General features: G+C 66.7%; 16 protein-coding genes. 7 read left to right on the top strand and 9 right to left on the bottom strand.

Going from position 1 to position 16,977, the window contains the following annotated elements; translation table 11 throughout:
• Window positions 1–31: 31 nt before the first annotated feature.
• Together LC407_RS05380 and LC407_RS05375 are read left to right on the top strand one after the other, a co-directional pair.
• Window positions 32–748, top strand: a complete 717-nt coding sequence (locus LC407_RS05380) for an SDR family NAD(P)-dependent oxidoreductase (protein WP_223482322.1) — start codon at window positions 32–34, stop codon at window positions 746–748.
• Between the two features lie 104 nt (window positions 749–852).
• Complete coding sequence (locus tag LC407_RS05375) at window positions 853–2,793, top strand: bifunctional diguanylate cyclase/phosphodiesterase (protein ID WP_080149509.1); 1,941 nt, start codon at window positions 853–855, stop codon at window positions 2,791–2,793.
• Window positions 2,794–2,800: 7 nt separating this feature from the next.
• On the opposite strand, the gene LC407_RS05370 is transcribed toward LC407_RS05375, so the two are convergent.
• Window positions 2,801–3,460 (bottom strand): O-methyltransferase, encoded by a 660-nt coding sequence (locus tag LC407_RS05370; RefSeq protein ID WP_105163941.1) that lies wholly within the window; start codon window positions 3,458–3,460, stop codon window positions 2,801–2,803.
• A gap of 103 nt (window positions 3,461–3,563) precedes the next feature.
• Between LC407_RS05370 and LC407_RS05365 the strand changes: the two genes are divergently transcribed.
• Window positions 3,564–4,196, top strand: a complete 633-nt coding sequence (locus LC407_RS05365) for a TetR family transcriptional regulator (RefSeq protein WP_025874904.1) — start codon at window positions 3,564–3,566, stop codon at window positions 4,194–4,196.
• A gap of 15 nt (window positions 4,197–4,211) precedes the next feature.
• On the opposite strand, the gene LC407_RS05360 is transcribed toward LC407_RS05365, so the two are convergent.
• Window positions 4,212–4,823 carry a TetR/AcrR family transcriptional regulator gene (locus tag LC407_RS05360; RefSeq protein ID WP_032976163.1) on the bottom strand — a complete coding sequence of 204 codons (612 nt, stop codon included), beginning with the start codon at window positions 4,821–4,823 and terminating at the stop codon, window positions 4,212–4,214.
• A 103-nt stretch (window positions 4,824–4,926) separates the two neighbouring features.
• On the opposite strand from LC407_RS05360, the gene LC407_RS05355 reads away from it, so the two are divergent.
• Window positions 4,927–6,003, top strand: a complete 1,077-nt coding sequence (locus tag LC407_RS05355) for an MBL fold metallo-hydrolase (protein ID WP_223482320.1) — start codon at window positions 4,927–4,929, stop codon at window positions 6,001–6,003.
• A gap of 21 nt (window positions 6,004–6,024) precedes the next feature.
• Here LC407_RS05355 and LC407_RS05350 read toward each other — a convergent pair whose 3' ends face one another.
• The 3 genes from LC407_RS05350 to LC407_RS05345 form a co-directional block, all read right to left on the bottom strand.
• Entirely contained in the window at window positions 6,025–6,525 is a 501-nt protein-coding gene (locus tag LC407_RS05350; RefSeq protein WP_223482680.1) for a DNA-binding protein, read from the bottom strand.
• Between the two features lie 33 nt (window positions 6,526–6,558).
• Window positions 6,559–6,801 (bottom strand): hypothetical protein, encoded by a 243-nt coding sequence (locus LC407_RS20845; protein WP_080148987.1) that lies wholly within the window; start codon window positions 6,799–6,801, stop codon window positions 6,559–6,561.
• A gap of 116 nt (window positions 6,802–6,917) precedes the next feature.
• Window positions 6,918–7,715: an NAD(P)H-dependent oxidoreductase gene (locus LC407_RS05345; protein ID WP_080148988.1), complete on the bottom strand. Its 798-nt coding sequence runs from the start codon at window positions 7,713–7,715 to the stop codon at window positions 6,918–6,920.
• A gap of 84 nt (window positions 7,716–7,799) precedes the next feature.
• Between LC407_RS05345 and LC407_RS05340 the strand changes: the two genes are divergently transcribed.
• From LC407_RS05340 to LC407_RS05330, 3 genes are all read left to right on the top strand, one after another.
• On the top strand, window positions 7,800–8,696 hold the full coding sequence (locus LC407_RS05340; protein WP_080148989.1) for a LysR family transcriptional regulator: 897 nt from the start codon (window positions 7,800–7,802) through the stop codon (window positions 8,694–8,696).
• Between the two features lie 114 nt (window positions 8,697–8,810).
• Window positions 8,811–11,930 carry a discoidin domain-containing protein gene (locus tag LC407_RS05335; RefSeq protein WP_223482319.1) on the top strand — a complete coding sequence of 1,040 codons (3,120 nt, stop codon included), beginning with the start codon at window positions 8,811–8,813 and terminating at the stop codon, window positions 11,928–11,930.
• Entirely contained in the window at window positions 11,893–12,321 is a 429-nt protein-coding gene (locus LC407_RS05330) for a hypothetical protein (protein ID WP_223482318.1), read from the top strand. Before LC407_RS05335 ends, LC407_RS05330 begins: the two co-directional genes overlap by 38 nt.
• A gap of 145 nt (window positions 12,322–12,466) precedes the next feature.
• Here the strand turns inward: LC407_RS05330 and LC407_RS05325 are convergent, their stop codons facing one another.
• The 4 genes from LC407_RS05325 to LC407_RS05305 are packed head-to-tail and all read right to left on the bottom strand — an operon-like array spanning window position 12,467 to window position 16,977.
• The gene (locus tag LC407_RS05325; protein ID WP_223482317.1) at window positions 12,467–13,441 is read right to left on the bottom strand and encodes an ABC transporter substrate-binding protein; all 975 of its coding nucleotides are present in this window, start codon (window positions 13,439–13,441) and stop codon (window positions 12,467–12,469) included.
• 19 nt (window positions 13,442–13,460) lie between these two features.
• Window positions 13,461–15,197 carry an amino acid ABC transporter permease/ATP-binding protein gene (locus LC407_RS20885; protein ID WP_317850703.1) on the bottom strand — a complete coding sequence of 579 codons (1,737 nt, stop codon included), beginning with the start codon at window positions 15,195–15,197 and terminating at the stop codon, window positions 13,461–13,463.
• A complete protein-coding gene (locus LC407_RS05310; protein WP_059063980.1) occupies window positions 15,194–15,760 on the bottom strand; it encodes a GNAT family N-acetyltransferase in 567 nt (188 codons plus the stop codon). The genes LC407_RS20885 and LC407_RS05310 overlap by 4 nt, the downstream gene beginning before the upstream one ends.
• Window positions 15,757–16,977, bottom strand: a complete 1,221-nt coding sequence (locus LC407_RS05305) for a M20 aminoacylase family protein (RefSeq protein ID WP_223482316.1) — start codon at window positions 16,975–16,977, stop codon at window positions 15,757–15,759. The genes LC407_RS05310 and LC407_RS05305 overlap by 4 nt, the downstream gene beginning before the upstream one ends.

The following is a 16,977-nucleotide window of genomic DNA, read 5'->3' as shown; positions in this document are numbered from 1 at the left end:
GAATCGGACACCCCACAGCAAAGGACACCGCATGAAACTCATGGTCATCGGCGCCAGCGAAGGTCTTGGCCGCGCCTTCGTGGAAGGCCTCTGCCGGCCCGGCGATACCGTCATCGGCGTATCGCGCACACGCCCCACGCAGCTGGACTGCGGCGAGGGCGTCGACCTGCACTGGATAGAAGCAGACCTGAGCCAGCCAGCACGGGCCGCCGCCAGCATCGCGGCGCAGGCGCCGCCGGATCTCGATGTGCTCATCCATAACCTTGGCATCTGGGAGGAGACCGCATTCAGTGACGAGTACGATTTCCTCAACGAAAGTGACAGCGCGCTGGCGCAGCTGGTGGACGTCAACATCACCGCCACCCTGCTGCTGCTCAAGCAGCTGCTGCCGCGCGTGCTCGGCGGGCGCCGCCCGCAACTGGTGTTGACCGGCTCGACCTCGGCGCTGCCACGCAGTGGCCGCCCCGAGGTGGCCTTCGGCGCGTCCAAGTTCGCGCTCAACGGCATTGCCGATGCCCTGCGCGAAGGCTTCCGCCAGCAGCGGCTGGCCGTGACGACGCTACAGCTGGGCTACCTCAATACCGAAGATGCACTGTCGGTGCCGCTGCAGCAGGCGGCCGCACGCGGCAATGGCGAGTACGTGCCGGTGCACGACGTGGTGTCGATGGTGCGCGCCCTGCTGCAGCTGTCACCGTCCAGCTTCGTGCGCGAGCTGGTGCTGCCCGCCATCGCCGATCCGCGTTACTAGACCAGCGCTCAGCACACACTGGCAGCCCCGGTTTGGCCGTACACGCGGCCGTGGTTTACTCTGCGTCTACTGGCAGTTGGCCGCACACAGGACCGGCTATGGCTATCGATGCGCTATCGAGGCTCTCGACCCGGGTTCTGGACAGCGCCCTGCCCAGCCTGCCGCTGTACCTGCTGCAGGCCACTGCGGTGATCGGCATGATCGGCGTGTTCCTGATCGCCACCCGCCGCGGCGGCCATGCCATGGAAGGACGCCGCGTCTACATCGGCGCGATCCTCGGCCTGATCTACCTGTTCAATTCATGGTTCGTGGCCGGCTACGCGCAGGGCGTGGTCAAACTCAACCTCGGCATCGACATCCTGCTGATCAGCGGTCTGCTGGGCGGCTGGCGCGGCGGCGTGACCTGCCTGCTGGCCAGCCTGCTGGCGCGCTACCAGTTCTCCGGCACGCAGTATTTCCTGCCCGCCAGCCTGGAAGCGGCGCTGCAGGTGCTGGCAGGCATCTGGCTGCGCGGGCGGATATACCCGCGCATGCTCACCCACTTCTCACTGCGGTTGATCCTGCAGGCCTGGGCGGTGCGCATCGCGGTGACCTTGATCGGGCTGGTGTTGGGCGTGGCGATCATCGGCAGCGCGCAGCTGCCCCTGCTGGAACTGGCCACCCAGCGCGTGCTGGCCCTGCCGGTGTCACTGCTGGTGCTGGTGGCCGTATTCGCGCTGGTCTACAACGATGCGCAGATCGATGCCCAGCGCCAACGCGAACATGCGTGGATGCGCATCGACCCGGTGAGCGGCCTGCCCAACCTGCGCGCCCTCGACGAGCGTCTGCAGCGTCATTGGCGCAGCAGCGACGACCGCGGCAATGCGTGCCTGATCGTGACCGAGATGGGCAACCTGCAGGACCTGCTGCTGCGCTATGGCCCGCTCAATGACAGCGGCCTGTGGAACCCGCACAACGCCGAGGCCGTGCGCCGCACCCTGCTGCATGCGCGACCGACCGATGCGATGGAGATCTATCAGTTCGGTGACAGCGCGCTGGCGATCCTGCTGCCGGACGCAAGCCTTGCCGATCTCCGCGCGGATACCGGGCTGCCTGCGCTGGCCGACCGCCTGTCCACGGTGATCGGCGATGACTGGCCGGGCTTCCGCCCGGTGTTCCGCTGCGCGGTGGTCGAGCTGCAGCCGCCCACGCAGGACGACAGCTCCATCCCGTTCCGCGCGGTCACCCTGGCCTTGAACGCGATCGAGTCCGGTGTGGTGTTCTTCGATGATCCTATCCAGCGCGACAGCGAAGTGGATGCCCTGATCGAGACCGCGCTGGACCACTGGCTGCAGCACGCCGATGCACCACTGTACTACCAGCCCAAGTTCCGCCTGCAGGACCGCCACCTGGTCGGCGCCGAGGCGCTGCTGCGGATGCGCGATGGCGATGGCCACCTGATTGCACCGATGCGGGTGGTTTCGCTGCTGCGCCGTCGCGGACGCCTGGCCGAACTGGAATGGGCCACGCTGCAGGCGGCCACCGCCTTCCTTGGCCACTGCAGGGATGACGGGCATACGCTGACGATCGCAGTGAACGTGTCCGCCGAATCGCTGCGCCAACCCGGTTTCGGCGCACGCCTGTGCACCTTGCTGGAGCAGCAGCGCATACCCGGCGCGATGCTGCGGCTGGAGATCGTCGAGTGGACCGAAATCGTCGAGCGCGACGTCGTCGATGCCAACGTCGTCGTTCTGCTGGCCGCTGGCATGAGCCTGTCACTGGACGACTTCGGCGCCGGCTATTCGACCCTGATCCTGCTGTCGCAGCTGTCGGTGGCCGAGGTCAAGATCGAGCGGGCATTGATCGCCACGCTGTCCGATGCCAAGTCGCAGTCCATCGTCCGCTTCATCGTGGAAGTAGCCCACCGCTGCGGTGCCATCGTCGTTGCCGAAGGCACCGAGACCCCGGCGCAGGAGCAGCTGCTGCGTGCGCTGGGGGTGGATGTGGGCCAGGGTTATCTGTATGCACGGGCCCTGCCACCGGAGCAGTTCCGGCAGTTGGCCTGAGCGGCCTTCAGGCCAGCCGCATCGACAGCTCCACATCGTCGGCGAAGGGCACGGACAGATAGCCTGCATTGCCCGAGCGCATGCGCTGCTGGTAGCGCGGGCTGTCGTCGGCGTTGTCGGCGATCACCACTGCGCCCGGGCGCAGCCGCTCGTGCAGCAGCTCCAGCACATCGTCGTACAGCACCTTGGCACCATCGAGCAGCACCAGATCGATCGTATCGGGCAGGTCCACCGCCAGGGTCTCCAGTGCGTCGCCCACGCGGATCTCGACCAGATCGTCCAGGCCCGCTTCACGCAGGTGGCCGGCGGCACGGCGCGCCTTCTCCGGTTCGAACTCGGTGGTGATCAGGCGGCCGCCGCCGTTGTCACGCAACGCCGCAGCCAGATGGATGCTGGAGATGCCGAACGACGTCCCGAACTCAACGATGCTGCGCGCGCCACTGCTGCGCGCCAGCAGGTACAGCAGGCGGCCGGTTTCCGGCGACACCGGCAGCCACAGGTCCTTCAGCAGCTCGCCATACAGGCGCCGGTATTCGGTGCGGCTGCCCAGCAGGCGCTGCCGCTCTTCGGGGGAGACGGAGGTCAAGGCCGGGCTGAGCGCGCTGTCGGCTTCGGTGAACAGGCGTACCAGCAGGGGCGCGACCGGGGTTGAGATCAGGGTGGACATGGACGGATGTTCCTTGCGATGACGGGGTTAGAATGCGAATGATTCGTCGCAATCAAGAATACGGACGATCTCCGGTTCCGCCTATTCGCATTGGAAAAGCCCCATGTCCGAACGTCGTCCGCCGCAGATTTCCTCGAGAAAACAGCCTCGCCAGTCACGATCGAACGACCTGGTCGCGGCCATTCTCGAAGCCGCTGCTCAGGTTCTGAAGCACGAAGGCGCCCCCCGGTTCACCACCGCGCGGGTGGCCGAACGCGCCGGCGTCAGCGTCGGTTCGCTGTACCAGTACTTTCCCAACAAGGCGGCAATCCTGTTCCGCCTGCAGCGCGACGAGTGGCAGCAGACCGGCGCGATGCTGCGCGACATCCTGCAGGACACACGACAACCGCACCTGCAGCGCCTGCGCACGTTGGTGCATGCCTTCATCGTGTCGGAATGCGAAGAAGCGCAGACCCGTGGCGCGTTGAACGATGCCGCGCCGCTGTACCGCGATGCGCCGGAAGCGCAGGAAGCACGCAGCGAGACCGACGAAGCGATGCTCGTGTTCATGGCCGAGCTGCTGCCGCAGGCCTCGGCGGGCACGCGCCAGCTGGCGGTGGATCTGATCGATACCACGCTGGGTGCCACCGGTCGCGAATTTTCCAGTGAACCGCGCACTGCCGCCGAGATGCGCGTCTATGCCGATGCGGTCGCGGATATGTTCTGCGCCTATCTCAGGCAGCTGGGCGCGCACTGACGTGCAGCCGCCGGCTTACACCGCGTAGAAGCCCAGGAACATCGCCACCGCCGACTCGGCCACGCGCGTGCGTTCGGCCTGCGCCAGCGGCGCCTGGCCCATCGTCACCTGCGGCCAGAACGCGAAGCTCTTCACCAGGCCCTGCAGCTGATGGCCGGCGAATTCCGGATCGACCTGGCGCAGCCGCCCATCGGCAATCGCCGCACGGATCCATGCGCTGACGCCGCTCTCCTTCTCGCCCATGCGGCAGACGATCGCCTGCGCGCGCTCGGGTGAATGGATGATCTCGGCCATCGCCACCCGCGCCAGATCGATGAAGTTGGCATCACCCAGCAGGTCCAGCTTCTGCCGCAGCAGCTGCAGCAGCTGCACATCCAGCGGCTGGTCGGCGCGGTACGGCAGCTCGACGCTGGCCACGCTGCTCTGCCACAGCTCTTCCAGGATCAGCGCGAACAGTTCTTCCTTGCTCGGGAAGTGGTTGTAGACGGTGCGCTTGGAGACGCCAGCCACCGCCGCGATGCGGTCCATGCTGGTCGCCTCGTAGCCGGCCGAACGGAACTCTTCCACCGCCGCGCGGACGATGGCCTCGCGCTTGCGGTCGGTAAGGCGTTGCGGGGTACGGGGCATGGCGGAACCAGACAGCTGAACGGATGCCACCATTTTACACCCAGCAGTGTACTTTCTGAAATCCGGAAACTACACTGTGCAGTGTACCCTGCGGACGTCACCCATGAAGCGCCTGCTCCTTGTCCTCCTGCTCGGAATCCTCGTCGTGACCGCCTATACCTTCTGCAAATCCTGGTCCCTCCCCGACTTCCCCGATTCGCCGCAGTACCGCGAAGGCAAGTTCCGCAATGCCCTGCCGAAACCGGCAATGGGCCTGCGTGATGGCTTGGAGATCTGGTGGACCTTCCTGTTCAACAAGCCCAAGGGCACCGTGCCCGACCACCCCATCCCGGTGCAGGCGCTGGACCGCACCACCCTGGATGCGGCGCCCGACCGCAGCCTGTTCCGCCTGGGGCATTCGACGATCCTGCTGAAGCTGCGCGGGCAGTACTGGCTGACCGATCCGGTGTTCTCCGAGCGCGCCTCACCGGTGCAATGGATGGGCCCGGCACGCTTCCATGCGCCGCCGATCAGCATCGACGAACTGCCGCCGATCGCCGGCGTCATCCTCTCGCACAATCATTACGACCACCTCGACCACGCGGCGGTAATGAAGCTGGCCGGCAAGACCGCGCGCTTCATCGCACCGCTGGGTGTGGGCGACCAGCTGATTGCCTGGGGCGTGGATGCAGCCAAGGTCGAGCAGCTGGACTGGTGGCAGTCCACCGAAGCCGCTGGCCTGCGCCTGACCGCAACCCCCGGCCAGCATTTCTCCGGCCGCGGCCTGGGTGACAGCGATCGCAGCCTGTGGGCGTCGTGGGTGATCCAGGACGGCGACTTCCGCATCTTCTTCAGCGGCGACACCGGCTACTTCGACGGCTTCAAGGCCATCGGCGAGAAGTACGGTCCGTTCAACCTGACGATGATCGAAACCGGTGCCTACGATCAACGCTGGGCATTCGTGCACATGCAGCCCGAACAGACCCTGCAGGCGCACCTGGACCTGCGTGGCAAGTGGCTGCTGCCGATCCACAACGGCACCTTCGACCTGGCCCTGCACGAGTGGCAGCAACCGTTCGAACGCATCAGCGCATTGTCTGCCGCAAAGAACGTGCCGGTGGCCACGCCGATGATGGGCGAGGCACTGGACATGCAATCACCGACCGCTGGTACGCGCTGGTGGGAGCGTGTGCAACTGTAACGGCCTGTCGCGCAGCGACCCTCAGCCGGGATGCTGAACCAGCCGTTCCTGCTCCTTCGCCACATTGATCTGCAGCGCCGCAGCAGCGAGCTCCGCCAGCTCGCTGCTGACCTTCTGGCTGCCGCGCGCCTGCATCCACGAAAGAATATCGGCCAGATGCCAGATCGACGCGCTGCCTTCGTGCACCGGTGCCGGAAACGTCTGCGGGTGCGCGAGCAGCAACTTGCGCATGTTCTGCCGTGACATGCCCAGCAGATCAGCGACATCCGTCAGCCCAACCAGATCGGGACTGACTTCGATCAGCTCTGCACCGGGTACGGCTTGTCGTACATCTGCAAGCGCGGAAAGTACGGCCTCCCGGGCGCTGGTCGCCTGACGGCAGAATTCAAGCGCCAACCTGCCCGGCCTGCCAATGCCCAGCAGCGCATCATCACAGCCGGCATCGGCAAGGCGTTGCTCAAGCGAGCCAGCATCGGTACCTGTATCCGGTAGACGGTATTTGAGAATGAAGGTGAATTCCATCATCGATGTGTCCTTGGGAGGATGGCGACTGCGTCATCGCTCACGGCTGCAGTTCTCGACAACGCGACACAAGGCCCGCGCATGGTTCAAGGCATTCCGGGGCGTGCTCCATACGCTCACCACACAGAATTCCCCGCATCGGCAGTCCTTGTCGTTGTAGGGACAGTACATTCGTCCCCAGGCATGACTGCCGCCGATCCGCAGCCACCATCCACGCGACTCGGCGAAACGGAGGGCAGCTTCAATGTCTTTGTCCGGATGGCGCGAACGGGGCATTCCCTTCCCTCTGAGTCTGGATGCGATCGCAAAGGTTGTCAAGTGACAACCCGTGATGGTGCGATCAGTCGCTTCGACCCTACAGCCTCTCCGCCATGGGTCCAGAGCCATCCGCGTCAGTGATCCGGGTGCACCTGTTCCTGCACGTGAACTCCCAACCCTGCCTCACCCTCGGCCAACTCAGGCCGCAGGCTCAGTGCAGGGATCAGATAATCACCACCGTTCTGCCGCCGGTAGGCAATCACCGGATCGCTCGCCAGCCCATCCAGCCGCGCGCCCAGCCCCTCCAGCACGCCAGGCAAGGACGCCTCATCGATACGGCTGCTGCGGTAGATCACATGCGCGGGCAGCACGTCAAAGCCGGGATAGAACAGGATGCCGTGCTGGATCGGGAACAGCACATCGTCGATCGGCCCATTGATGCCGCGCGGACCGTAATGCGACTCCCAACCACCGGTGGTGACCACCAGCATCGCGCGCTTGCCGGACATCGCGCCCTCGCCATAGCGGTCGCCCCAATGCCGGTCGGAATGTTCGCCCACGCCATAGGCAAAACCATAGGCATACACGCGATCCACCCAACCCTTCAGGATGGCCGGCATCGAGAACCACCACAGCGGGAACTGCAGGATCACCGCGTCGGCCCAGCGCAGTTTTTCCTGCTCGGCGGCGATGTCGGCGCTCTGCCGGCCCGTCCTGAAGGCGTCGCGCGAATCCAGTGACGCGTGGAACGGCACCGAAGGATCCCGCCCGGGGTGATCGTCGGCATCGATCTGCGCCTTCCATTGCATGGCATGCAGGTCGGACACCTGCACGGTGTGGCCGGCGCGTTGCAGGTGCTCGACGGTGAAGGCCTTCAGGGTGCCATTGAGCGAGGTGGGTTCGGGGTGGGCGTAGACAAGCAGAACGTTCATGGTGGTACCAGGGAGGGAATGCCGGCCATGTTGGGTGCCGCCACGCTATAGTTGAAATGAATTCCTGCAATCCCCGGCATTGCCATGGACAATACCCTGCGTCGCATCGACCTCAACCTGCTGGTAACCCTGCAGGCCTTGCTGGAAGAGCAGAACGTCACCCGCGCGGCCGAACGCCTGCATCTGGCCCAGCCCACGGTCAGCGTGCAGCTGGCGCGCCTGCGCCACCTGTTCGATGATCCGTTGCTGCTGCCGGGGCCACGCGGCATGCGTGCCACCGCACGTGCCGATGCGCTGCGCGAACCATTGGCCGAAGCACTGGCTGCACTGCAGCGTGCGGTCGCACCGGTGCAGGCGTTCGATCCGGCCCAGGCCAAGCAGACCTGGCGCATCATGGCGTCGGACTTCGGCGAAACCACGATCGTCCTGCCGGCATTGGCCGACCTGCGCGTGCGCGCACCCGGCACGCGCCTGGCCGTGGTCAGCCTGGCGCCGGCGCAGATGGTGGCGCAGAGCGAACGCGGCGAGATCGATCTCGCCCTCCACATCACCTCCGACGCGCCTCCCTCCCTGCACCATCGTCCGCTGTTCCAGGAACGCTACGTACTGGCCGGGCGTCGCGACCATCCACGACTGAAGCGGCGGCCGACGCTCAAGCAGTTCTGCGCGCTGGACCATGTGATCGTGTCACCGGATGGCGGCGGTTTCCATGGCGGCACCGACAGCGCGTTGGCGCATGTAGGCGCGCGTCGCAACGTGGTGCTGTCGGTGCCGCACTTCCTGTTCCTGCGCAGCGTGCTGCTGCGCACGGACCTGGTGGCGATGATGCCCTCGCGCCTGGTCGCGCAGGACCCGGCCTTGAAGGCGGTTGCCGCGCCCATTGATGTGCCCGGGTTCGAGATGGTGATGCTCTGGCACGAACGCGTGCATCGCGATCCGGCACATCGCTGGCTGCGCGAGCGTATCTGTGCGCATTCATGAACCCTCGTGCCAGGACCCGCCCGGGAAATATTGCGACGCGTCATGTAACCGGTTACATCCCTTGCTAGCGTAGGCCCGCCCGTTCCCGGGCCCTGCCGATGTGAGGCCTTCGCAATGACGTTGTGCGCTGACCGCTGGACCGCTCCACGCCTGCCGAACCGGCGCCTTGCCGCGGCCCTGCTGCTCGGCCTGTCACTGGCCGCCACCGCCACCGCTCAGAACCTGCCACCGCGCGCGCAATGGCAGGCCAGCGCGTCGTCGCAGCAGGTTCCGGCGATGGCGATCAGCCACCTGATCGACAACGATCCGAAGACGGTGACCGGCGGCGCGTTCAGTCCCGGCCACTGGTTCCAGGTCGATCTCGGCAAGCCTGCGATGCTGGCCGGTGCACGCCTCACCTGGGATGTCTCCAACCCCGAAGGCTATTCGCTGCAGACCTCGCTCGACGGCAAGCAGTGGCAAAGCGCCTACGTCATGGGCGATTCGCTGGGTGGCATCGAGACCCTGTACTTCGCGCCGCGACAGGCCCGCTACCTGCGCCTGGCCAGCCCGCAGCGCACTTCCGACTGGGGCGTATCCATCTTCGAAATGGAACCGCTCGACACCACGCTCAGCGCACGGGTGACCGGGCTGGACGCCACCCAGTCTGCTGCGCTGTGGCAGGGCGGCGGCACGGTTGCCATCCCCGCAGGCAAAGGCGGCATCCACACGCTCGACATCACCCTGCCCCGTGCGCAGCCCAGCACCGGGCTGGCGGTGGACTGGGCCAACGTGCACGGCGCTGCACGCCTGCAGGCGCAGGACGCACAGGGCCGCTGGCACGAACTGGCGCGCGATGCGCAGGCAGCGACCCGGCAGCACAGCTGGCTGGCGGCCGAGGCGCCACTGGACATCAAGGCACTGCGGCTGACCGTGGAAGGCGATGCACCCCAGGTCAAACGCATCCGCCTGCTCGGCCCGAAGGCGGTGATGACGCCGATGAAGCGGTACCAGATCGCCGCCAGTGGCGCGCAGCGCGCGTTGTTCCCGGCCTCGCTGCACATGCAGCAGACCTACTGGACCGCGGTCGGCGTGCATGCGGGCCGGCAGAAATCGATCTTCGACGAATACGGCAACATCGAAGCCTACAAGGGCGCACCGCTGGTGCAGCCGATCTGGCGCCGTGCCGATGGCCGCGCGACCGGTGCCGCCGAACAACCGGTGCAGCACGCACTGCGCGATGGCTGGAAGCCGATGCCGTCTGCCACGTGGTCACCGCAGCCCGGGCTGGAACTGCGCAGCGAGGCCTTCGCCATCGAGCGCGACGGGCAACCGGTCACCTTCGTGCGCCATCGCCTGCGCAACACCGGCAGCGCGGCCATCGAAGGCACCCTGACCCTCGCAGTGCGACCGATGCAGATGAACCCGCCGTGGCAGAACGGCGGCCTGTCGCCGATCCGCCAGGTGGTCGTCGAAGGCAACAGCGTGCGCGTCAATGGCCGCACGCTGCTGCAGTCACTCAGCGCGATGGATGCCGCTGGCACCGCCCCCTTCGGCAACGAAGGTGACACCGAGATCACCACGGCCATCGCCAGCGGACAACTGCCTGCCGCACAGCAGTCCAGCGATGCCGCAGGCCTGGCAGCGGCGGCGTTGAGCTACCGCGTCACCCTGGCACCCGGTGCCAGCGACGCGGTGGTGGTGGCCTTCCCGCTCGGTACCGCCACCGCCGATGCCAATGGCGTGCTGCCGGAAGCACCGGCCCTCAACCTCGCCTCGCTGCCGCGCGACGGCGACAAGGCGTTCGACACGCTGGCCAGCCGCGCCTCCGCCGATTGGCAGGCGCGGCTGGGCCAGGTCGGCCTGCGCCTGCCCGACCCTTCGCTGGTGGACATGCTGCGCGCACAGGCCGCCTACATGCTGATCAACCAGACCGGCCCGGCCATGCAGCCCGGTCCGCGCAACTACAACCGCTCCTTCATCCGCGATGGCATGGCCACCTCGGCCGTGCTGCTGCGCATGGGCGAAGCGAAAGTGGCACGCGACTACCTGGCCTGGTACAGCGAACACGGCGTGCACGGCAATGGCCTGGTGTCGCCCATCCTCAACGACGATGGCAGCGTCAATACCGGCTTCGGCTCGGACATCGAGTACGACAGCCAGGGCCAGTACGTCACCCTCGTTGCCGACGTCGCCCGGCTCGATGGCGGGCCGGAAAGCGTGCGTGCCTACCTGCCCAAGGTGAAGGCCGCGCTGCGCTTCCTGCAGGAACTGCGCGAACGCACGCTGGTGCCGGGCTACATGGCTGACCAGCCCTCGCCGGAGCGCTTCGCCGGCATCCTTGCGCCGTCGATCAGCCACGAAGGCTACCCCTCACCCACCCACAGCTACTGGGACGACTACTGGGGCCTGAAGGGCTGGCATGACGGCGCGTGGTTGGCCGAATCGCTGGGCGACCACGAAACCGCCACGTGGGCGCGCGAACAGTACAAGGCGCTGTATGACGCACTGCACGCCTCGATCCGCGCGACGATGGCGTGGAAGGGCATCGACTTCATTCCGTCATCGGCCGACCTCGGCGATGGCGACCCGACCGGTGTATCGATCGCGCTGGATCCCACCGGTGCGCAGAGCGTGCTGCCGGCCGAGGCCCTGCGCACCACCTTTGCCCGCTACCTGGACGATGTGCGCAAGCGCAACCAGCCCGGTGCGCTGTATGCCTACACGCCGTATGAAATCCGCAACGTGCTGAGCTACGTGCACCTGGGCCAGCCCGAAGCGGCCGACGAGCTGCTGCAGGGCCTGCTGCACGATCGCAGGCCGCTGGAATGGCAGGTGCTGGCCGAGGTCGTGCACTCGCGGTTGCGCTTCCCACGCTATCTGGGCGACATGCCGCACACCTGGATCGGCGCCGAATACGGCCGCACCCTGTTCGGCATGCTGATGCGCGAGGACGACGATGCGTTGTCGCTGCTGCCGGGTACGCCCCCTTCGTGGGTCGCTGGCGAGGGCCTGGCCGTGGAACGCTTGCCCACTGCCTATGGCACCCTGCAGATGCAGGCGCGGCAGCGCAACGGCAACCTGACCGTGTCGCTCGGCAAGGGGCTGCGCAAGGGCACGACGGTACGCGTATGGTGGCCCAGCCGTACCCTGCCCAAGGACGTGCGCGTGGATGGGCGATCGGTACGGAACTTCGACAAGGACGGCGTGCTGCTCGATGGCCCGTTCCGAACCTTGGAGGCACGTTGGCAGTAATGCCGATGCAGGAACCGAAGTGATCGAACTTCTACTCGATGGCAGCCCTGTCGCCGCCGCTACCGACGATCAGCTGGCCAGCGCACTGGCGCTGGCCGCATCCATGCCCCAGTTCGAACTATGGGCATCGGTGCCCGACGGTCCATCGCTGTGCATGCTGCGCAATGCCGAGCATGCATGGCTGATGTACCTGCGCGAGCCCGGCGACGGCGGCTTCCACTCTTGCGGAAACGAACACCGCGCCGGCAACGCCTATTTCCGGCTCGACAATGGCCAGGTGGATGGCTATCCCCTGGCGTGGTGCATCGGCATCGAGGTGTGCTTCGCCGCGATCAGTTTCTTTCACGGCAATGGAGGCGCCCGCCTGGAACACATCGATTGGCAGCCCTGACCCCGGTGGAGGCCGACCTTGGTCGGCATGCCCCGCCTCGCATTCCGGTGGGTGCCAACCGTTGGTTGGCACGCCCTCCGGTAGAGGCCGACCTTGGTCGGCACGCCTTCCGTCGAGCAAGCTCGACGCCTACCAAGCGGCATCGCTAGAACCCCGGCAACCCCGGCGGATTGGTCTGCGACTGCGGCACCGCTTCTTCGGCCACATTCCAGCGCGCCAGCACCTTCGCGTAGGTACCGCTGCTGATCTGGGTGTTCAATGCCTGGGTCACCGCATCGGCCAGGCCACTGCCCTTGCGGGTGGTCACCGAAATCGCCGCTGCGTCCGGCCAGCCACCCGGGAACAGGCCGACCCGGCGCACCTTGCCATCGCGCGCCGAATAGGCGCCGGTGGCATTCGGCTCGAACGACACGTCGGCGCGGCCGGTGATCACTGCCAACCGCCCGATCACCGCATCATCGAAGTACTGGTACTCCACCGGTTTCAGGCCTGCGGCGATGTTCTGCTTGTCCCATTGGCGCAGGATCTGGTCCTGGTTGGTGCTGGCCCCCACCACCACTTTCAGCCCCGCAATGTCGGCCGGTGTGGCGATCTTCTGGATCGGGCCATCGGTGCGGGTGTAGATGCCCAGCAGGTCGAAACGATAGCTGGAGAAATCGAACTTCTTCTTGCGTTCTTCAGTGACCGTCACGTTCGAGAGCACCGCATCGTACTTGCCCGATTCCAGCCCCAGCGGCCAGTCGGCCCAGGCCACCGGCACCACCACCAGCTTCAGGCCCAGGCCATCGGCGATCAACCGCGCGATGTCCGGCTCCACGCCCACCACTTCCTTGCTGTCGGCACCGTAGTCGGCCAATGGCAGCTGGCCGGGATGGGTGGCGATGGTGAACGCGCCGGGGGTGACGAAGCGATAGCCGGCCGGAATCAGCGCCTGCGCCTTCGGATCGGGCGTGCCCTTCAGTATCTGCGCGTTGCTGGCCGCCAGCGAGGTCGCCGCAACGGGCACGCCGTCGGGGCCCTGGCGCACGCGCGAATAGACGATGCCGGCAATGCCGATGACCAGCGCACCGACGATCAACAGGGTGCTACGGGCGGGACGTCGCTGCGATGCTGGGCTCATGGCGGTTCTCGAAAGGGAGTTACAGGGTCTTGGCCAGGAAATCGGCGGTGCGTTGCTGGCGCGGGTGTTCAAACAGCGCGTCCGGCGTGCCCTGCTCGATCACCCGGCCCTGGTCCATCATCACCACGTGGTCGGCCACGCGGCGGGCGAAGCCCAGTTCGTGGGTGACGATCACCAGCGTGGTGCCGGAACTGGCCAGTTCCTCGATCACGCTCAGCACCTCCGACACCAGCTCCGGGTCCAACGCGGAGGTCGGCTCGTCGAACAGCAGTACCTTCGGCTGCAGGGCCAGCGCGCGGGCGATGGCCACACGCTGCTGCTGGCCGCCAGACAGCTGGCGCGGGAAAGCATCGGCCTTGTCGGCCAGCCCCACCCGCTCCAGCAGGGTGCGTGCCTGCTGCTCGGCCTGGGCGCGCGAAATGCCGCGCACCGCGATGGGCGCTTCGATGATGTTCTCCAGTGCGGTCATGTGCGGGAACAGGTTGAAGCCCTGGAACACCATGCCGACTTCCGCGCGGCGACGGCGGATCTCACCTTCCGGCAACTCGTACAGGGTGTCGCCGTCGCGGCGGTAACCGATCAGCTGGCCGCCCACGGTGACGAAGCCGCTGTCAGCGCGTTCAAGATGATTGATCAGCCGCAGCAGCGTGGACTTGCCCGCACCGGACGGACCAATCAGTACGGTCACGCTGCCGGCCCTCAGTTCCAGATGCACGTCATCAAGCACCGTCTGCTCGCCGAAGGCCTTGCCCACGCCCTGCAGGGACACAGCCGCGCCCGTTCCGGCCTCGATCGGCACGGCAAATGCCGCCCGGCTGGGCACGCGTGCAGCGGTCGCCGCCCGCGGTGCTGCAGACGGTACCCGCGACACGCTGCGCTCATGCTGCAGCTGGCCGCGCGCGAAACGCTGCTCCACCCGCCGTTGCAGCAGCGACAGCACGGTAAGGATCACCAGATACCACACCGTGGCCACCATCAGCAGCGGCACCACCTCCAGGTTGCGCCGATAGATCACCTGCACGGTGTAGAACAGCTCCGGCAACGCCAGCACGTAGACCACCGAGGTGCTCTTGGCCAGGCCGATCACATCATTGAACGCTGCAGGCAGGATCGAACGCATCGCCTGCGGCAGGATGATGCGGCGCACCTGGCGCCCACGCGGCAGGCCCAACGCTGCGGCCGCCTCGTACTGGCCGTGGTCGACCGACAGGATGCCACCACGGATCACCTCGGCCGAGAACGCCGCCTGGTTCAAGGTGAGGCCGAGCACGGCGGCAGTGAACACGCCGATCAGCTGCGTGGTCGGGTACGAGAACAGGCTGATGCCGGTGAAGGGAACGCCCAGTTCGATGGTGCTGTACAGGTAGCCCAGGTTGTTCAGCAGCAGCAACAACACCAGCAGCGGAATCGAACGGAACAGCCACACGTAGCCCCACGACACCGCCGACAACAGCGGTGAACCGGAGACCCGGGCCAAGGCCAGCAAGGTGCCCAGCGCGAAGCCGAGGCCGGTACCGAGTGCGGTCAGCAGCAGCGTTCGCCCCAACCCTTCCAGTACCGGCCGGGCAAAGAACCACTCGGCGAACGTGCCCCAGCCCCAGCGCGGATTGCCCAGCACCGACTGCAGGCCGATCAGGATCAGCGCGAGTGCCAACACCGTGCCGATCACCTGCAACGGATGCCGCGCCGGCACGATCTTCAACGCCGTGGCCGGCTGGCGGACAATGCCCTCGATGGCAGTGGAAGGCGTACTCATGCCGCCGCTCCATGCAGTGCGAGGGTAGCTGCGTCGCCCGCCTGTGACTGTGGCTGTGGCACCAGGTGTTTTTCGAACGGCAGATGCGCGATGGTTTCCGGGTCCGCATGCAGATCGAACAACGCGGTGTAGCCGTGGCTGAGGTACAGGCCGACCGCCTCAGGCTGGCGGAAGCCGGTGGTCAGGAACACGCGCCGATAGCCCTGCCGTGCAGCCTGGTCTTCCAGTTCCTGCAGCACGCGCCGGGCGATGCCCTGCCGACGCAGGCCAGGCAGCGTCCAGATGCGTTTGAACTCGGCGGTGTCCTCATCGCGATGCGGCATGAACGCGCCGCCGGAAATCGCCACGCCGTCGCGCAGCAGCAGCACGAATGCACCGACCGGGGCAGCGAAGGCTTCGGCCGGATAGCGCTGCAGCTCCTCGCGGGCACTGCCACCGATACGCCGGCGCACGTCCGCATAGCGGTGGTCGTACTCCTGCTCCAGGCCGTCGAACAACGGGCGCGCCAGCGGGTCGTCCACCGAGGTGTACAGGAACCGATCGTTGTCATACCGCACGCTCATGCCACGTCCTCCACCAGATAGTGCTCGGCCAGACGCGCCCACAGGCTGGCCGCCGGGGCGATGGCCGCGTCGTTGAACACATAGCGCGGGCTGTGCAGCGGCGCGCTGTCGCCGTTGCCGACGAACACGAAACTGCCCGGCCGCGCCTGCAGCAGGAAGGCAAAGTCCTCGCTGGCGGTACGCGGCGCGAAGGCCTCCACCACCTGCCCTGCACCGAACCCCTGTATCGCCACCTCGCGGACGTAGGCCGTCTGCTCGGGGTGGTTGATCACGCTGGGGAAGCCGCGCGGGAATTCGATCTCGGCACGCGCACCGAAGGCAGCGGCGGTCTGCTCGGCAATGTCGGTGACCCGCCGGCGCAGCGTATCGCGCACCTCTGGCAGGTAGGCGCGCACGGTCAGTTTCAGCTCCACCACATCGGGGATGACATTGGCCGCCTGCCCACCATGGATCGAGCCGACGGTGACCACGCCCATCTGCCGCGGATCGACGTTGCGCGACACCACGCTCTGCAGCGCGGTGATGATGTGCGCGGCAGCCAGGATCGGATCGACGCTGCCCTGCGGCTCGGCGCCGTGGCCGCCCTTGCCGATCACCCGCAGACGCGCCCAGTCCACCGAGGCCATCGCCGGTCCGTCGACGAAGCCGAAGTGCCCCACCGGCACGCCCGGCCAGTTGTGCAGGCCATAGATGGCATCGACCGGGAAGCGTTCGAACAGGCCATCGGCGATCATCTTCGAAGCACCCGAGCCGGTTTCCTCGGCCGGCTGGAACACCAGCTGCAAGGTGCCATCGAAACGCCCGTGGTGCGCAAGGTAGTGGGCAGCCGAGAGCAGGATGGCGGTGTGGCCATCGTGGCCGCAGGCGTGCATCAGGCCTTCGCGCTGGCTGGCATAGGCCAGCCCGGATTCTTCATGGATCGGCAGCGCATCGATGTCGGCACGCAGACCCAGCCGGCGACGGCCCTGCCCGCGCTGCAGCGTACCGACCACGCCGGTGCCACCGATGCCGGTGCTGACCGCGTAGCCCCATTGCTGCAGCAGCTCGGCCACGCGGGCGCTGGTGCGGTGTTCTTCGAAGGCCAGTTCCGGATGCTGATGCAGGTCGTGGCGGATCGCGATGGCCTGTTCGGCACGTGCCGCGATCTCGGGCAGCACGCCCGTTGCCGGCGAATTCCGCCGGGCATGGCCCGGCGCTACCGAAGTGTCTCCGCTCAT

The sequence above is a fragment of the Stenotrophomonas sp. OVS01A genome (assembly GCF_019969775.1).
Taxonomy (GTDB): Bacteria; Pseudomonadota; Gammaproteobacteria; order Xanthomonadales; family Xanthomonadaceae; genus Stenotrophomonas; species Stenotrophomonas indicatrix.
The sequence above is the reverse complement of the archived record's forward strand: the minus strand, read 5'-3'. Positions and strand labels throughout refer to the sequence as shown.